This is a genomic window from Kitasatospora sp. NPDC059648 (genome assembly GCF_042734825.1).
GTDB lineage: Bacteria > Actinomycetota > Actinomycetes > Streptomycetales > Streptomycetaceae > Kitasatospora.
In genome coordinates, this window is record NZ_JBHWDU010000007.1 from 80,546 (window position 1) to 94,377 (window position 13,832).

12 protein-coding genes are annotated in these 13,832 nt (G+C 74.3%); 2 read left to right on the plus strand and 10 right to left on the minus strand.

What is annotated here, in order from left to right:
- Positions 1–17: 17 nt before the first annotated feature.
- A complete protein-coding gene (locus ACFV1W_RS06985; protein WP_380413830.1) occupies positions 18–797 on the minus strand; it encodes a VOC family protein in 780 nt (259 codons plus the stop codon).
- Positions 798–868: 71 nt separating this feature from the next.
- The gene (locus ACFV1W_RS06990; protein ID WP_380413832.1) at positions 869–1,504 is read right to left on the minus strand and encodes an alpha-ketoglutarate-dependent dioxygenase AlkB; all 636 of its coding nucleotides are present in this window, start codon (positions 1,502–1,504) and stop codon (positions 869–871) included.
- A 65-nt stretch (positions 1,505–1,569) separates the two neighbouring features.
- Between ACFV1W_RS06990 and ACFV1W_RS06995 the strand changes: the two genes are divergently transcribed.
- Positions 1,570–2,166: a hypothetical protein gene (locus ACFV1W_RS06995; RefSeq protein WP_380413833.1), complete on the plus strand. Its 597-nt coding sequence runs from the start codon at positions 1,570–1,572 to the stop codon at positions 2,164–2,166.
- Positions 2,167–2,297: 131 nt separating this feature from the next.
- Complete coding sequence (locus tag ACFV1W_RS07000; RefSeq protein WP_380413835.1) at positions 2,298–2,819, plus strand: universal stress protein; 522 nt, start codon at positions 2,298–2,300, stop codon at positions 2,817–2,819.
- A gap of 7 nt (positions 2,820–2,826) precedes the next feature.
- Here the strand turns inward: ACFV1W_RS07000 and ACFV1W_RS07005 are convergent, their stop codons facing one another.
- The 8 genes from ACFV1W_RS07005 to ACFV1W_RS07040 are packed head-to-tail and all read right to left on the minus strand — an operon-like array spanning position 2,827 to position 13,649.
- Positions 2,827–4,440 (minus strand): amidohydrolase, encoded by a 1,614-nt coding sequence (locus ACFV1W_RS07005; RefSeq protein ID WP_380413837.1) that lies wholly within the window; start codon positions 4,438–4,440, stop codon positions 2,827–2,829.
- On the minus strand, positions 4,437–5,279 hold the full coding sequence (locus ACFV1W_RS07010; RefSeq protein ID WP_380413838.1) for a PaaX family transcriptional regulator C-terminal domain-containing protein: 843 nt from the start codon (positions 5,277–5,279) through the stop codon (positions 4,437–4,439). The genes ACFV1W_RS07005 and ACFV1W_RS07010 overlap by 4 nt, the downstream gene beginning before the upstream one ends.
- A gap of 48 nt (positions 5,280–5,327) precedes the next feature.
- Positions 5,328–6,080, minus strand: a complete 753-nt coding sequence (locus tag ACFV1W_RS07015) for an Asp/Glu racemase (protein WP_380413840.1) — start codon at positions 6,078–6,080, stop codon at positions 5,328–5,330.
- A 31-nt stretch (positions 6,081–6,111) separates the two neighbouring features.
- The gene (locus ACFV1W_RS07020) at positions 6,112–7,005 is read right to left on the minus strand and encodes a fumarylacetoacetate hydrolase family protein (RefSeq protein ID WP_380413841.1); all 894 of its coding nucleotides are present in this window, start codon (positions 7,003–7,005) and stop codon (positions 6,112–6,114) included.
- 32 nt (positions 7,006–7,037) lie between these two features.
- Positions 7,038–8,192, minus strand: a complete 1,155-nt coding sequence (locus tag ACFV1W_RS07025; RefSeq protein ID WP_380413842.1) for a cupin domain-containing protein — start codon at positions 8,190–8,192, stop codon at positions 7,038–7,040.
- Positions 8,189–9,160 (minus strand): carbon-nitrogen hydrolase family protein, encoded by a 972-nt coding sequence (locus ACFV1W_RS07030; protein ID WP_380413844.1) that lies wholly within the window; start codon positions 9,158–9,160, stop codon positions 8,189–8,191. Before ACFV1W_RS07030 ends, ACFV1W_RS07025 begins: the two co-directional genes overlap by 4 nt.
- A gap of 2 nt (positions 9,161–9,162) precedes the next feature.
- Positions 9,163–11,541, minus strand: a complete 2,379-nt coding sequence (locus tag ACFV1W_RS07035; protein ID WP_380413845.1) for an FAD-dependent monooxygenase — start codon at positions 11,539–11,541, stop codon at positions 9,163–9,165.
- Entirely contained in the window at positions 11,538–13,649 is a 2,112-nt protein-coding gene (locus ACFV1W_RS07040) for an AMP-binding protein (protein ID WP_380413847.1), read from the minus strand. Before ACFV1W_RS07040 ends, ACFV1W_RS07035 begins: the two co-directional genes overlap by 4 nt.
- Positions 13,650–13,832: the final 183 nt, after the last annotated feature.

Below are 13,832 nucleotides of genomic sequence, written 5' to 3' on the forward strand. Positions count from 1 at the left end.
CCGTCCGGCGGCCTCGTTCAGGCGGCTTCGGCCGACTCCCCGGGCGGGACGGCGACCAGGACGAACTCCGCGCCGGCGTCGTCCCGGACGAGGGCCGCGCGGCCGAAGGGCGTCGGTCCGGGCCCGGTGCGGACGGTGCCGCCGAGGCCGCGCAGGGCGGCGGTGGCGCGGTCGGTGTCGGCCGTCCCGAAGTGGACGCGCCAGCCGGGGGCGGCCCCGGGCGGGTCGGCGGGCCCGATGCTGCAGGCGGGCAGGCCGGAGGCCCGGGCAAGGGTGTGTCCCGCCCGGGGGCGGCCGTAGCCGTAGCCGAAGGCCCGGTGGTAGAAGGCCCGGGCGGCGTCCGGGTCGGAGGAGAGGTGCTCGTTCCAGGTGAGGGTGCCGGGCTCGTTCACCAGCGCGGCGCCGTCGACACCGCCGCCCTGCCAGAGACCGAAGGGCGCGCCGAGCGGGTCGACGGCGAGCGCGGCCCGGCCCTGGTCGGGCACCTCGTACGGCTCGCGGGCGATCCGGCCGCCGGCGGCGCGGACGGCGGCCGCGGTGCGCAGCAGGTCGCGGGAGGCGAGGCAGGTGGTCCAGACGGCGGACTGCGGCGCGGGGGCGGAGACCGAGGCCCGCGGTGCGGAGGTGAACGCGGCGACCTGGGCGCCGTACCGGGTGGCGACCGCCTCGGCGGGGCCGGTCGGGACGAACTCCCAGCCGAACAGCGCGCCGTAGAAGCGCTCCGCCCGGGGGAGGTCCGGGGTGGTCAGGACGATCCAGCAGGGGACGCCCTCGTGGTACCTGCCCGCCTTCGGCATGCCGCCTCCTCACCCGCCTGGCCCCACCCGCCCAGCCTCCGTGCCCGGCGGCCGGGCGGCAAACGGACGGTTCAGGCGACCCCGCGCGGACGGAACTGGATGCTGATCCGCGGGCCCACCGGGCGGGCGGTCTTCGGGATCGCGTGCTCCCAGGTGCGCTGGCACGAGCCGCCCATCACCACCAGGTCCCCGTGGCCGAGCGGCCGACGGACCACCGCCGCGCCGCCGGAGCGCGGCCGCAGGGCGAGGACGCGCGGTTCGCCGACGGAGAGGATCGCCACCATGGTGTCCTCGCGGGCGCCGCGCCCGATCCGGTCGCCGTGCCAGGCGACGCTGTCCCGGCCGTCCCGGTAGTAGCAGAGCCCGAGGGTGCGGAAGGGTTCGCCCAACTCGGGCGCGTAGTGCCGGCTGAGCGCCGTACGGGCCTCGCCGAGGACGGGGTGCGGCGGTTCGGCGTCGGCGGTGTAGGAGGCGAGCAGCCGGGGGACGTCGACCGTCCGCTCGTACATCTCGCGCTGCTCGGCCCGCCAGGGCACGGTCGCGGCCAGCTGTTCGAACAGCTGGTCCGCCCCGTGCAGCCAGCCGGGCAGCACGTCCAGCCAGGCTCCGTCGCCGAGCACCAGGCGCTGCAGGCCGTCGAGCGGCCCGAGCCGGAGGTCGGCGGCTTCTTCGAACAGCGAGGGCTGGAGGTGGAGGGTGCCGTGCATGGGTCCAGCCTACGCCGTGAATCGAACATCTGCTCGAACACAGGCTCGGGCGCTAGCCTGCCGGTATGGCGGTCAACGGGTTCGGGGTCACCGAGTTCCAGCTCTTCCTGCTGCGCCGGATGGCCGACTACCGCCCGGAGCTGGTCGAGGAGGCGGTGCGGCGGCTCGGTGCCACCCGTGCCTCGATGCGGGAGGCGAACAAGCGCTGGCAGGCGATGGTCAGGGCGCCCCGGTTCCCGCGCGGCGCCGCCCGGTACGCCGCCGTACTCGGGCCGGCGGAGGCGAGCCGGCCGCGCCGGATCGGCGACCTCGCCTGCACCGCGCGCCAGTGGGCGCTGCCACTCTGGCCCGAACTGCGCTTCGAGGTGCTGCTCGGCCCGGCGGAGATCGGCGCGCCGGTGCTGAACGAGTGGCTGGTCCGGGCGGGCGGCGCCCCGCCGCCCGTGCTGCGCACTGTCGCCGACCTGGAGCCTTGGGGCTGTGTGGTGGGCGACGTGGGGGCGGCGTTCCCAGGGGCGGTGCCGCGCGAGGGGAGCGCGCCGACCCGCTTCCGGCTGGACTTCGAGGCGCCGGATGCCGACGGGCGAGCGCACTCCTGGACGGCCGACTTCACCTGGGGGCTGCTCCAGGAGGTCCGGGAGGCCGAGGGGCCGGGAGGCTGAGGGGCAGTCATTCACGCCCCGAGTGATTCAAGGCGATATTCAGTGAATGCCTTTGATTTGCAGGCCCTGGCGCACTTGTGGCACCATAATCACAGACACTGAATCGATTTGGCATCGGAAAGCGAAGGATCATGTCGGGCGACGCGCGCGTCATCGTCGGAGTAAGCGGCTCACTGCACAGCCTCACCGCCCTGCACCGGGCGGCGGAGGAGGCCCGGGCCCGGCGGGCCGTGCTGGTCCCGGTGCTGGCCTGGACCCCGGTCGGCGGCGAGCGCAGCTACCGCGCCCGCCCCTGCCCGCCGCTGCTCCGCGTCTGGCAGGATGCGGCCGGGGCCCGACTGGAGAGCGCGCTCGGGCAGGCCTTCGGCGGCCTGCCGATCGGCCTGGCCGTGCAGCCGCTGGTCATGCGCGGCGAGGCCGGGCCGGTGCTGACCGCCATGGCCGACCGCCCCGATGACCTGCTGGTGATCAGCGCCGGGCGGCACGGCTCGATGCGCGGGCGGCTGCGCCGCCTGCTGCGCGGCTCGGTCGCCCGCTACTGCCTCGACCACGCCCGCGGCGGCGTGCTCGTCGTCCCGCCGTCGGACCTGCACGAGGACCTGCGCGCCCTGCACCGCGACGGCATCGACCTGCGAGAGCTCATCGCCGCCTGACGGTCCGTCAACTCCGGTGAACGGTGCGGCCGCCCACCACCGTACGGACCGGCCGCAGGCTCCTGAGCTCCTCCACCGGGCAGCTCAGCGGGTCGACCGGCCACAGCGTGAGGTCGGCGAGCGCGCCCGGGCGCAGGCTGCCGCGCTCGGCGCTCTCACCGGTCAGCCGGGCGGCGGCGACGGTGTGCAGCGCGACCGCCTCCTCCCGCCCGATCGCGTGCTCGGCGCCGACCACCCCGGCCGTGGTGCCGCGGGTCGTCATGCCCCACACGGAAACCATCGCGCCGTACGGGCCGACCGGGAAGTCCGAGCCGGCCGAGAGTTGTGCTCCCTCGTCCAGCCACTCGCGCAGCGGGAACAGTGCGGCGGTGCGCTCCTCGCCCCAGGCGCGCTGCTGGGTGAGCGCGCCGTCGTGCAGCAGCGGGTGCTGGACCGTCACCGGGATGCCGAGCGCGATCGCCCGGGCCCGCTGGTCGGCCCGGGCCAGCCCGCCGTGCTCGACCACGAGCGTGCCCGGCGGCAGGCCGGGGCGACCCTTCAGCACCTGCTCGAAGACGTCCAGCAGCACGCGCAGCCCGCGGTCCCCCCAGGCGTGCACGCCCGCCCGCCAGCCGCGCTCGACCACTCGGTCCACCGCGGCGAGCAGCTGCTCCGGCTCCCAGAGCAGCCGCCCGTGGTAGCAGGGCCGTCCCTGGTAGGGCGCCTCCAGCGCGCCCGCCTCGAAGCCGCCGTCGATCCCGAACTTGACGCCCCACAAGCGCAGTTGCGCGTCGTCCCGGCCGTCCGCGCGCCACTGGTCCATCCGGTCCAGCAGGGCGTCCACCTGCTCGGGAGTGCGTGCCGCGAAGCCGGAGACCAGGGCCCGGACCCGCACGGCGAGTGCGCCGCCGGCCCGGGCCGCGTCCAGCACGTCGAGGTCCTCGACGGGGACGAGGCAGTCGCGCACGGTGCCGATCCCGGTGGCGGCGTAGTCGGCGGAGGCCGCCCGCAGGCCCTCGATCCGCTCGGCGAGGGTCGGGCGCGGCAGCACCCGCTCGACCAGCTCGGTCGCCCGGTTGATCAGCCGGCCGGTCAGCCGGCCGTGCTCGTCGCGTTCGATCACCCCGCCGGACGGCGCCTCGGTGGACCCGTCGATCCCGGCCAGCCGCAGCGCGGCCGAGTTGAGCACCATGTTGTACGCGCCGCGGCGCACCAGCACCGGGTGGTCGGCGGTGGCGCCGTCCAGCTCCTCGGTGGTCGGCATCCGCTGCTCGGCGAGCAGCACCTCCTGCCAGTTGACCGTGGTGAGGATCCACTCCCCGGCCGGGGTGCGGGCGGCGCGCTCGCGGATCAGCCCCAGGAAGCCGGCGAGGTCCCGGGCCTCGTGCACCGGGACGCCGTGGACGCTGTGCCCGGCCAGGATCAGATGGGTGTGGGTGTCGTCGAAGGCGGGCAGCACGGTCGCCGACGGGGCGTCCACCACCTCGGTGCCGGGCCCGATCAGGAAGTCCAGGTCGTCGGGCTCGGCGGCGAGGGCGGTGATCCGGTCGCCGGTGACGGCGATCGCCCGCCGCGGCGGCTCGCCCGGGGCGAGCGTGTGCACGGCGGCGGCGCGGATCAGCAGGTCGGCTGGGGCGGTCATGGCAGCTCCTGGGGGTGGGACAGTCCGGTGACCTTCTCGACGTACCGCAGGCTCGGTTCGGCGAGCAGCCCGTGCACCTCGGTGAACACGGCGCGGGCCGGGACGGCGTTCCAGTCGGCGGGCAGCAGCGGTTCGGGCAGCCCGGGGTCGAGGTACGGCAGCCGGCGCCACTGGGTGAGCATCGGCACGTAGTCCCGGAAGGCCTCGGCCGGATCGATCCGCTCCCGCCCGCGCAGTTCCTCGGCGATCGGGTGCCACGCGTCGGTGAAGGCCGCGTACTGCGCCTCGATCGCCGGGAGGTCCCACCAACTCCCCACCGCCGTACGGAGTTCGGCGAAGCCGGCGTACTCGGCGGAGAGGAAGAGGTGGACGTAGGCGCTCAGGCCCAGGCGTTCCAGCAGCAGGCGGGCGTCCGGCAGCAGCCGGGCGGGGGCCAGCCAGACGCCGGGGGCCGCGTTGCCGAAGCCGAGCCAGCTGAGCCGGGAGCGCAGCTGGTGGCGGTGGGCGCGTTCGGACTCGGGCACCGAGAAGACCGCCACCACCCAGCCGTCGGCGAGTTCGGCGGGCTCCAGGCTGTGGAAGATCCGGCGGTCGCCCTCGTCGAAGACCGGCGCCATCGCGGGGGACAGCCGGTAGCCGGTGCCGGTGCGGCGCTCCTGGAGCAGGGTGCCGGACTTCTTCAGCCTGGAGATCGCCGAGCGGACGGCCGGAGCGTCGACACCCAGCTCGGCCATCAGCGCGATCAGGTCGGCGATCGATATCCAGCCGCCGAGGCGGCGGACGAACTCGCCGTAGACGGTGTGGATCAGGGAGCTCGGCCGGGCGCTGCTCTCCGGCATGTGCGGGCCCTCCTCCCCGACGGCTGTGGTGATCATAGCGGGGCGGGTCTACGCGAACGCGCCGGAGAGCAGGTGCCCGGCGCCGGGGGCGACGGCGGGCAGGCCGAGCGCCCGCAGCAGCTGGTGGGTGGTGCAGATCGCGGCCGAGACCACCGGCTTGCCGAGCTGCTGCTCGGCCTCCTCGACGGCGGACAGCGACGGCATCTGCACGCAGGCGGAGAGCACCACGGCGTCGGCCCCGCCGTACGAGAGGCCCTTGGCGACCGCGGGCAGCCGGGCCGGGTCGTGGGCGGCCACGTCCAGGTTGTCGGCGATCTCCAGCGCGGCGTGGTCGAGCACCTCGATGCCTTCCCGGGCGAGGTAGTCGACCACCGTCCGGGCCAGCGGCCGCAGGTACGGGGTGACCATCGCGACCTTCTTCGCGCCGAGCGTCCGCAGGCCGGAGACCAGCGCGCCGGCGCTGGTCACCACGGGCGCGGGCGCGCCGTTCTCCACCGTACGGCGGTGCAGCCGCTGTTCGGCCTCGCGGTGGTAGCCGGGGCCGGTGGCCATCACCGCGACCAGGCAGGCGTAGCCGATCACGTCGACCCGGGCGTCCGAGAGCTCGGCGGCGCAGCGGTCGGACTCGCCGTCCATGGCGCGCAGTTGCTCGGGGGTGACCCTGGTCATCCGCATCCGGCTGGAGTGGAAGGTGAACCGTTCGGGGGCGACCGCCTCGCGGGCCCGCAGCAGGGCGGGGACCTCGGTCTCCATGGTGACGTTGGAGCTCGGGACGATCTGGCCGATCCGGTAGGTGGTCATCTGCGCCGTACCCCTCTCAGCGGGTGTCGATTCAGCGGGCGTCGATCACGGGGTTGGCCAGGGTGCCGATCCGCTCGATGGTGGCCTCGACCAGGTCGCCGGGCTGCAGGAACTGCGGCGGGACCATGCCGGCGCCCACCCCGGAGGGCGAGCCGGTGGCGATCACGTCCCCGGGCTCCAGGGTCATGCCGGCGGAGATGTCGGCGATCAGCCGGGCGATGCCGAACAGCATGTGGCGGGTGTTGGAGTTCTGCCGCAGCTCGCCGTTGACCCGCAGCGAGAGGTCGAGCCGCTGAGGCTCGGGGATCTCGTCGGCGGTGACCACGACCGGGCCGAACGGCGCGTAGCTGTCCTGGCCCTTGGAGAAGAACCACTGGCCGGAGCGGCGCTGGTCGCGGGCGCTGACGTCGTTGACGATGCTGTAGCCGAACACGTGCCGCCAGGCGTCCTGTTCGCTCACCCGGCGGGCGGGTTCGCCGATCACCACGGCGAGTTCGCACTCCCAGTCGAGCTGCTTGGTGAGGTCGGCGTTGTGCAGGATCGGCTGGCCGGGGCCGGTGACGGCGGTGGCGGGCTTGCCGAACAGCACCGGGCGGTCGGGGAGTTCGCGGTCGGTGTCCAGACTCCGGTGGGACTCGTCCACGTGCTCCACGTAGTTGAGGCCGACACCGACGATCTTTCCCGGGCGCAGCGGGGCGCGCAGCGACACCTCGGTGAGCGGCCGGGTCTCCGGCGCCCCTTCGAGCAGCTGTCGGGCGGTGGCCAGGGCGGGCCGGCCGGCCCGGACCAACTCCAGCAGGCTGCCCGGGAGTCGCACTCCGGCGGCGGAGGCGAGGGCGGTCAGGTCGGCGACCCGGTCGGCACCGATCCGGGCGCCCAGGCGGGGGGTGTCGTCGCCGTCGGCGCAGTAGGTGAGCAGGTGCATCTCTCTGGACTCCTGTTGCGGGGTGGTGGGTTTCAGGGCCTGTCCTCGGACTCCCGCCAGAGGGAGTCCGAGGACAGGCCCTGATGCCCGTCGTGGTCCGGGTGGGACTCCTCGCGGTAGAGGCCGAGCGAGTGCATCACCGGGAAGTCGTTGAAGGAGAAGAGGCAGGCGTCCTCGCCCTGGTCGAGGTTCGCGTGCTCGTGCCAGGCCCAGGACGGCACGACGAAGATGTCGCCCTGCTGCCACTCGAAGCGCTGGCCGGCGATCACCGAGACGCCGTGCCCCTTGGCCGCCGTGTAGACCACCGAACCGGTGTGCCGGTGGGCCCGGGTGGCCTGGCCGGGGCGCAGCAGCTGCAGGTGGGCGGCCATGGTGGGCATCACCGGGCCGCCGGTGACCGGGTTGGTGTACTCCATGATCACGCCGTCGTACGGGGATCCCTCGGTGGCGCGGGCGAGTTGGCACAGAGCGTGGTAGCTGGGCTCCCAGGGCCAGCCGAGCAGCGGCGAGTACGGGCGGGTCCACTTCTCGACGCCGTACGGGAGCAGGTTGCCGCCGTAGCTGAGCAGCGAGGAGTTCGCGACCGGGCCGGGCCGCTGGTAGAGCTCGGGGTGGACCTCGTAGAAGTTGGCGTCGAGGGTGTTGACCAGCGGGATGTCCAGGCCGTCCTGCCAGATCACCGGGTCGTCCTCGGCCTCGTTGCCGTGCTCGTGCCAGGTGTTGTTGGGGGTGATCGCGAAGTCGCGGGGGCCGACCTTGAGCTTCTGCCCGTCCACGACCGTCCAGGCGCCGGAGCCCTCGTGGACGAAGCGCAGCGCGGAGGCCTGGTGGCGGTGGGCGGTCATCGCCTCGCCCGGGCCCATGATCTGCAGGCCGGTGTACAACAGTCCGACAGCGGCGCTTAGTTCGCGTCGGCCGGGGTTGACCAGCATCACCACCCGGCGGCCCGCGTCGTCGGCCTTCACCAGCGGGAGGGCCTTGCGGACCAGCGGGCGCAGGTCGGCGTAGCGCCACAGCACCGGGACGGACCTCGGTTGCGGGTACCAGGGTTCGATCTCGTTCGCCACCGTCCACAGGGCACCGGCCTCGTGCTTGGCCAACTCCTCGTAGTAGGCGAGCAGTTCCGGGCTGTCGTTGACGCGGGCCCGGCCGATCCGGTCGTCGTCGTAGCTGTTCTCGCTGGTCATGCCTCCTCCTCGGGGAGCATCAGGGGCCGCAGCCGGCGGTCGTTCACGTGCAGTTGGAAGACGTCGAAGCGGTTGTAGTGGCCGACGATGTCGTGCATCTGCTTGGGCTGGATGCACCGGCCGAGGTCGATCCCGGCGTAGACGATGCCCTCCTCGTCCACCAGCGGCTCGGTGACCGCCCGGCCGTCCGGGCCGAAGATCCCGGACAGTGCGTTGCGCGGGCGGGCGAGCTGCTTGCGGACCTGCTGGTCCTCGCCGGCGATCAGGTCCACCATCTCCGGCGAGATGGTGGAGCAGGAGACCACCGTGAACAGCTTGCCCTCGAAGCAGTGGGCGGCGGCGCGCAGGGCGATCGCCTCCGCCATGTCGTAGTCCTCGGGGGCCACCGGCAGGGCGATGTAGCTGGCGGCGTGGACGAGTTCGCCCTGGGCGAGGAGGGTGAAGCGGGCCAGGGTGTTGGTGTTCTCCCCGCAGGCGAGCGCGCCGAGCGGCCCGACGGCCGTGCGGTGCACCCGCAGCGAGCTGCCGTCGCCCTGGGTCCAGGTCAGCTTCTCGGCCCAGGTGGGCACCAACTTGCGGTGGACTCCGAGGAGTTCGCCGTCCGAGCCGATGATCAGCAGGGTGTTGTACAGCACTCCGAGGCTGTGTCGGCCGCGCTCGTTGACGCCGATCACCAGGACCACCCCGGCCTGCCGGGCGGCGGCGCACAGGGTGTCGACGTACGGCCCGGGGACGTCCACGGCGGCGCGGTACAGCCGCTCGTACCAGGGCGAGCCCTGCACCGGGGTCATCGTCCAGTTCCAGTACGGGTAGCCGGGCACGAAGACCTCGGGGAAGACCACCAGCCCGGCGCCGTGCCGGGCCGCCTCCTGGATCAGGGCGACGGCCTTGTCCACGGTCGCGGCCGGGTCCAGGTAGACCGGGGCGGCCTGCACGGCGGCGGCGGTGAAGCGGGGCAGGTCCGGCATCGTCACTCCTTCGGCGGGCTGGTCGGCAGCCAGCGGCGGTGGACGGGCGGGGCGGGCTCGCGCAGCAGGTGCAGGCGCGGGGCGACCCGGTCGGCGCCGGGGCCCGGCGGCCTGCGGCGGCCGGCCAGCCAGGGTTCGGGCCAGTGGGCGCCGGGGCCGGTGTAGTCCTGGTCGGCGGCGGCGTGCAGGGTCCAGAACGGATCGTGCAGCTGGGCCCGGCCGACCGCGACCAGGTCGGCGCGGCCGGCCAGCAGGACGGAGTTGGCGTCGTCGTGGCCGGAGATCGCGCCGACCGCGATGGTCGGCAGGCCGGTTGAGGTGCGGATCAGCTCGGCGAAGGGCGTCTGGTAGCCGCGCCCGTACGGCGGCCGCTGGTGCGCCACCACCTCCCCCGTGGAGACGTCCACCGCGTCCGCCCCGGCCTCGGCGAGGGCCTGGCAGATCGCGACCGCCGCGGTCCCGGTGGTGCCGCCGGGCGCCCAGTCGGCGGCCGAGATCCGCACCAGCAGCGGCCGCCCGGCGGGCCAGACGGCGCGCACGGCGGCCAGCACCTCCAGCGGGAACAGCAGCCGGTGGGCGAGCGGGCCACCGTGGTGGTCGGTGCGACGGTTGGTGAGCGGGGAGAGGAAGGAGGAGATCAGGTGTCCGTGGCCGAACTGCAGCTCCAGCACGTCGAAGCCGGCCCGGGCGGCGCGCTCCGCGGCGGCGGCGAAGTCGGCGGCGACTGCCGCCAGTTGGACTTCGTTGGCCTCGTGCGGGGTCGGGCTGCCGGGGCCCCAGGGCAGCGGTGAGGGGGCGAGCAGCGGCCAGCCCTCGGCGAGCGGGCGGCCGATGCCGTCCGGTCCGGGCGCGGCGGTGGCGCCCCGGCGGCCCGCATGGGTGAGCTGGATGCCGACCGGGGTGTCGCTCACCGCCCGCACCGAGCCCAGGAGTTCCGTCCAGGCGGCCTCCTGGCCGTCGGTCCACAGCCCGGGACAGCGGTCGGTCGCCCGGCCCTCGGGGCTGACGGCCGTCATCCCGGCGATCACCAGCCCGGCCCCGCCGAGCGCGTGCGCGGTCAGCTGGGCCCGGTCGAAGGCGCTGGGCAGCGCGTCGGGCGAGGTGAAGGTGGCGAGCGGCGGGACGACGATCCGGTTGCGCAGCTCCAGGGCGCCCAGCTTCAGCGCCCGGAACATCGGCGGCACTCCGGGCGAGCCGCCGACGGCGCTCTCCACGGCGGCGGTGAACTCCGGGTCCCGGGCGCGCAGACCGCCGTAGGTGACCCGGCGGCTGCGGGTGAGCAGGTTGAAGGCGAACTGGTCGACGTCCAGGCCGGTGCGGCGGCCGACCGTCTCGAACCACTCCAGGCTGGCCTGGGCCGCCCGTTGGGTGGACTCCACGACCGGCCGCCGCTCGGCCTCGTAGGCGTCCAACGCGGCGTCCAGGGTGGGCTGTTCGCTCAGCCCGGCGGCCAGGGCGAGGGCGTCCTCCAGGGCCAGCTTGGTGCCCGAGCCGATCGAGAAGTGAGCGGAGTGCGCGGCGTCGCCGAGCAGCACGAGGTTGCGGTGGCGCCAACTGGCGTTGCGTACGGTGGTGAAGCGGATCCAGCGGGAGGCGTTGGGGATCAGCCGGTGGCCGTCCAGGTGCCCGGCGAGCAGCTCGGCGCAGCGCCGCACGCTCGCGGTGTCGCTCTCGCCGCGCGCCAACTCCTCTGCGGCGAGGGCCTCGAAGCCCGCACGCCGCCAGGCGTCCTCGGCGATCTCGACGATGAAGGTCGAGCGGGTGGCGCTGTACGGGTAGGCGTGCACCTGGAGGGCGCCGAAGTCGAACTCCTCGACGATGAAGGTGAAGGCCTCGAAGACCCGGTCGGTGGCGAGCCAGATGTAGCGGCAGTTCCGCTCGTCCAGTTCGGTGCGGAAGGCGTCCGGGTGGGCGGCCCGGGTGCCGGAGTGGATGCCGTCGGCGGCCACCACCAGGTCGTACTCGGCGGTGAGCCGGTCGGCCGGCGGGGCGGGCGTGCGGTAGCGCACGTCCACCGCCAGTTCGTCGCAGCGCCGTTGCAGGACGGCGCGCAGCCGGTTGCGGTCGAGGGCGGCGAATCCGTGGCCGCCGCTGGTGCGGACCTGGCCGGCGTAGCGGATGTCGATGTCGCTCCAGCGGGCGAACTCGGCGCTGATCGCGGCGAAGACCTGCGGGTCGGCCCGGGCGATGCCGTCCAGGGTCTCGTCCGAGAAGACCACGCCGAAGCCGAACTCGTGTTCCCGGGCGTCGCGTTCGTACACGGTGATCTCGCGGTCGGGGTCCAGCTGCTTGGCCAGGGCGGCGAAGTAGAGCCCTCCCGGGCCGGCGCCGATGACCGCGACGCGCCGCGGTCCGGGGGCCGTGCGCCGTGCCGCCGTCATGCGACCACCTCCGGCTGCTGCGGTCCGGACTCCGTGAGCGCCCGGCGGACCGGTGCGGGCCAGGGCTCGGCTCCCTTGGCCTGCGGCGCGGCGTGCACCACCGACATCCGGCCGCTGGCGGCCAGGCCGGTCGGGCCGTGCACCTCGAAGGCGTAGTGCAGCGAGGAGCCGCCGACCCGGACCACCCGCAGCTCGGTGCGGACGACGTCCCCGAACCAGAGCCGCTCCCGGTAGTCGGCCTCGAAGTGCACCCGGGGGATCCGCCCGAACAGCTCGGCGAGCCCGAGCCGGCGCAGCAGCGCCGCCTCGGCGGCCTCGGCCCAGCGCTGCACGGCGGAGAAGTGGTAGTGCCCGGCGGCGTCGGTGTCCGACCACTCGACCCGGCGCTCGACGGTGATGGCGGCGGGGAGCGGAGCCTGTTCCGGGCCCTGCGGCGCCTCCTGTTCCACTGGCTGCTCCACGTCCTGTGTCATGTCCTGTGTCACGTCCTGGGTCACGGCGGCCCTTCTGCGCAGCTCGGCGCGGAGCAGCTTGCCGGTGGCGGTGCGCGGCAGCTCGGGGACGAACTCGACGGCGCGCGGGTACTTGTACGGCGCGATGGTGCGCTTGACGTGCTCCTGGAGCTCCTTGACCGTCTCCGCGCAGGCCGAAGTGCCCTCGCACAGCACCACGTACGCCTTGACCACCGTGCCGCGCCGATCGTCCGGGGCCGCCACCACGGCGCAGTCGGCGACGGCGGGGTGGGCGGTGAGCGCCTGTTCCACCTCGGGCCCGGCGATGTTGTAGCCCGCCGAGACGATCATGTCGTCGTTGCGGGCCTGGTACCAGAAGTAGCCGTCGCGGTCGCGGAGGCAGGTGTCGCCGGTCAGGTTCCAGCCGTTGCGGACGTAGTCGCGCTGGCGCTCGTCGTCCAGGTAGCGGCAGCCGGTCGGGCCCTTGACCGCGAGCAGCCCGGGCTCGCCGTCCGGCACCGGGTTGCCCTGCGCGTCCAGTATCGCCGCCCGGTAGCCGGGGACGGGACGGCCGGTGGAGCCGGGGCGGATGTCGGCGTCGGCGGCCGAGATGAACACGTGCAGCAGCTCGGTGGCGCCGATGCCGTCGATCAGCCGTCGGCCGGTGGCGGCGTGGAAGGCCTCCCAGACGGGGGCGGGCAGCGGCTCGCCGGCCGACACGCAGCGCCGCACCCCGGACAGCAGGTCGGCCAGCCCGGCGGCCAGGATCCTCCGGTAGGCGGTCGGCGCGGTGAACAGCACGCTCACGCCGTGGCTCCGGACCAGCTCGGCGAGCTGCTCGGGCGTGGCCTGCTCCAGCAGCAGGCTGGCGGCGCCGGCCCGCAGCGGGAAGACCAGCAGGCCGCCGAGGCCGAAGGTGAAGCCGAGCGGCGGGGTGCCGGCGAAGAGGTCGTCGGGGGTCGGGCGGAGCAGGTGGCGGGAGAAGGTGTCGGCGTTGGCCAGCACGTCCCGGTGGAAGTGCAGGGTGGCCTTGGGGCGGCCGGTGGTGCCGGAGGTGAAGGCGATCAGTGCGACGTCGTCGGCGGCGGTCGGCACGGCGGTGAAGCCGGGGCGCTGGGTGGCGCAGCGGGCGGTGAGGTCCTCGGGACCGGGGCCACCGAAGGCGAGTATCCGCAGGTCGGGAGCGTGTGCCCGGTCGAGCTCGGTGAGGAAGCGGTGGTCGCACAGGGCCAGGGTGGGGCGGGCGATCCGGGTCAGTTCGGTCAGCTCGGCCGCGCGCAGCAGCGGCATGGTGGTGACCACCACTCCGCCGGCCTTCAGCACGCCGAGCCAACAGGCGGCCAGCCAGGGCGTGTTGGGGCCGCGCAGCAGGACGCGGTTGCCGGGGACGAGGCCCAGTTGCTCGGTGAGCAGGCGGGCGATCCGGTCGGTGCGGTCGCGCAGTTCGCCGTAGCTCCACCGGTCGGTGAGGGTGAGCAGGCAGCGGCGGTCGGGACCGAGGCGGGCGATGGTGTCGTCGAGCAGGGCGGCCGCGCAGTTCACGCGTTCGGGATAGGCCAACTCCGGCAGTTCGAAGAGGAGTTCGGGCCACTGCTCGAAGGGTGGGAGATGGTCGCGACAGAACGTGTCCACATGCGCTGAGGGGGAGAGCTCCATGGGCGGGCACCTCATCGTGCGAGCGGGAGTGAAGCCAGTATGGCGCCCTCGTGACGCCAGTCAAGAGAGCGATACACGCATTCGGGCGACGCGGGCGGCTGGCGCGCGCCGGGCAAACGGAAGGCCCCGCGGGCCGGTGGGGCCTGCGGGGCGGGGGTGGTCCGTTCTGGCCGTTCCGGCGGT

Bases quoted from the DNA above. Each gene is read 5' to 3' on its own strand.
- ACFV1W_RS06985 (WP_380413830.1), bottom strand. From the start codon at position 797: ATGCCGAAGGCGGGCAGGTACCACGAGGGCGTCCCCTGCTGGATCGTC.
- ACFV1W_RS06995 (WP_380413833.1), top strand. From the start codon at position 1,570: ATGGCGGTCAACGGGTTCGGGGTCACCGAGTTCCAGCTCTTCCTGCTG.
- ACFV1W_RS07025 (WP_380413842.1), bottom strand. From the start codon at position 8,192: ATGACCAGCGAGAACAGCTACGACGACGACCGGATCGGCCGGGCCCGC.
- ACFV1W_RS07020 (WP_380413841.1), bottom strand. From the start codon at position 7,005: ATGCACCTGCTCACCTACTGCGCCGACGGCGACGACACCCCCCGCCTG.
- ACFV1W_RS07040 (WP_380413847.1), bottom strand. From the start codon at position 13,649: ATGGAGCTCTCCCCCTCAGCGCATGTGGACACGTTCTGTCGCGACCAT.
- ACFV1W_RS07015 (WP_380413840.1), bottom strand. From the start codon at position 6,080: ATGACCACCTACCGGATCGGCCAGATCGTCCCGAGCTCCAACGTCACC.
- ACFV1W_RS06990 (WP_380413832.1), bottom strand. From the start codon at position 1,504: ATGCACGGCACCCTCCACCTCCAGCCCTCGCTGTTCGAAGAAGCCGCC.
- ACFV1W_RS07030 (WP_380413844.1), bottom strand. From the start codon at position 9,160: ATGCCGGACCTGCCCCGCTTCACCGCCGCCGCCGTGCAGGCCGCCCCG.
- ACFV1W_RS07005 (WP_380413837.1), bottom strand. From the start codon at position 4,440: ATGACCGCCCCAGCCGACCTGCTGATCCGCGCCGCCGCCGTGCACACG.
- ACFV1W_RS07000 (WP_380413835.1), top strand. From the start codon at position 2,298: ATGTCGGGCGACGCGCGCGTCATCGTCGGAGTAAGCGGCTCACTGCAC.
- ACFV1W_RS07035 (WP_380413845.1), bottom strand. From the start codon at position 11,541: ATGACGGCGGCACGGCGCACGGCCCCCGGACCGCGGCGCGTCGCGGTC.
- ACFV1W_RS07010 (WP_380413838.1), bottom strand. From the start codon at position 5,279: ATGCCGGAGAGCAGCGCCCGGCCGAGCTCCCTGATCCACACCGTCTAC.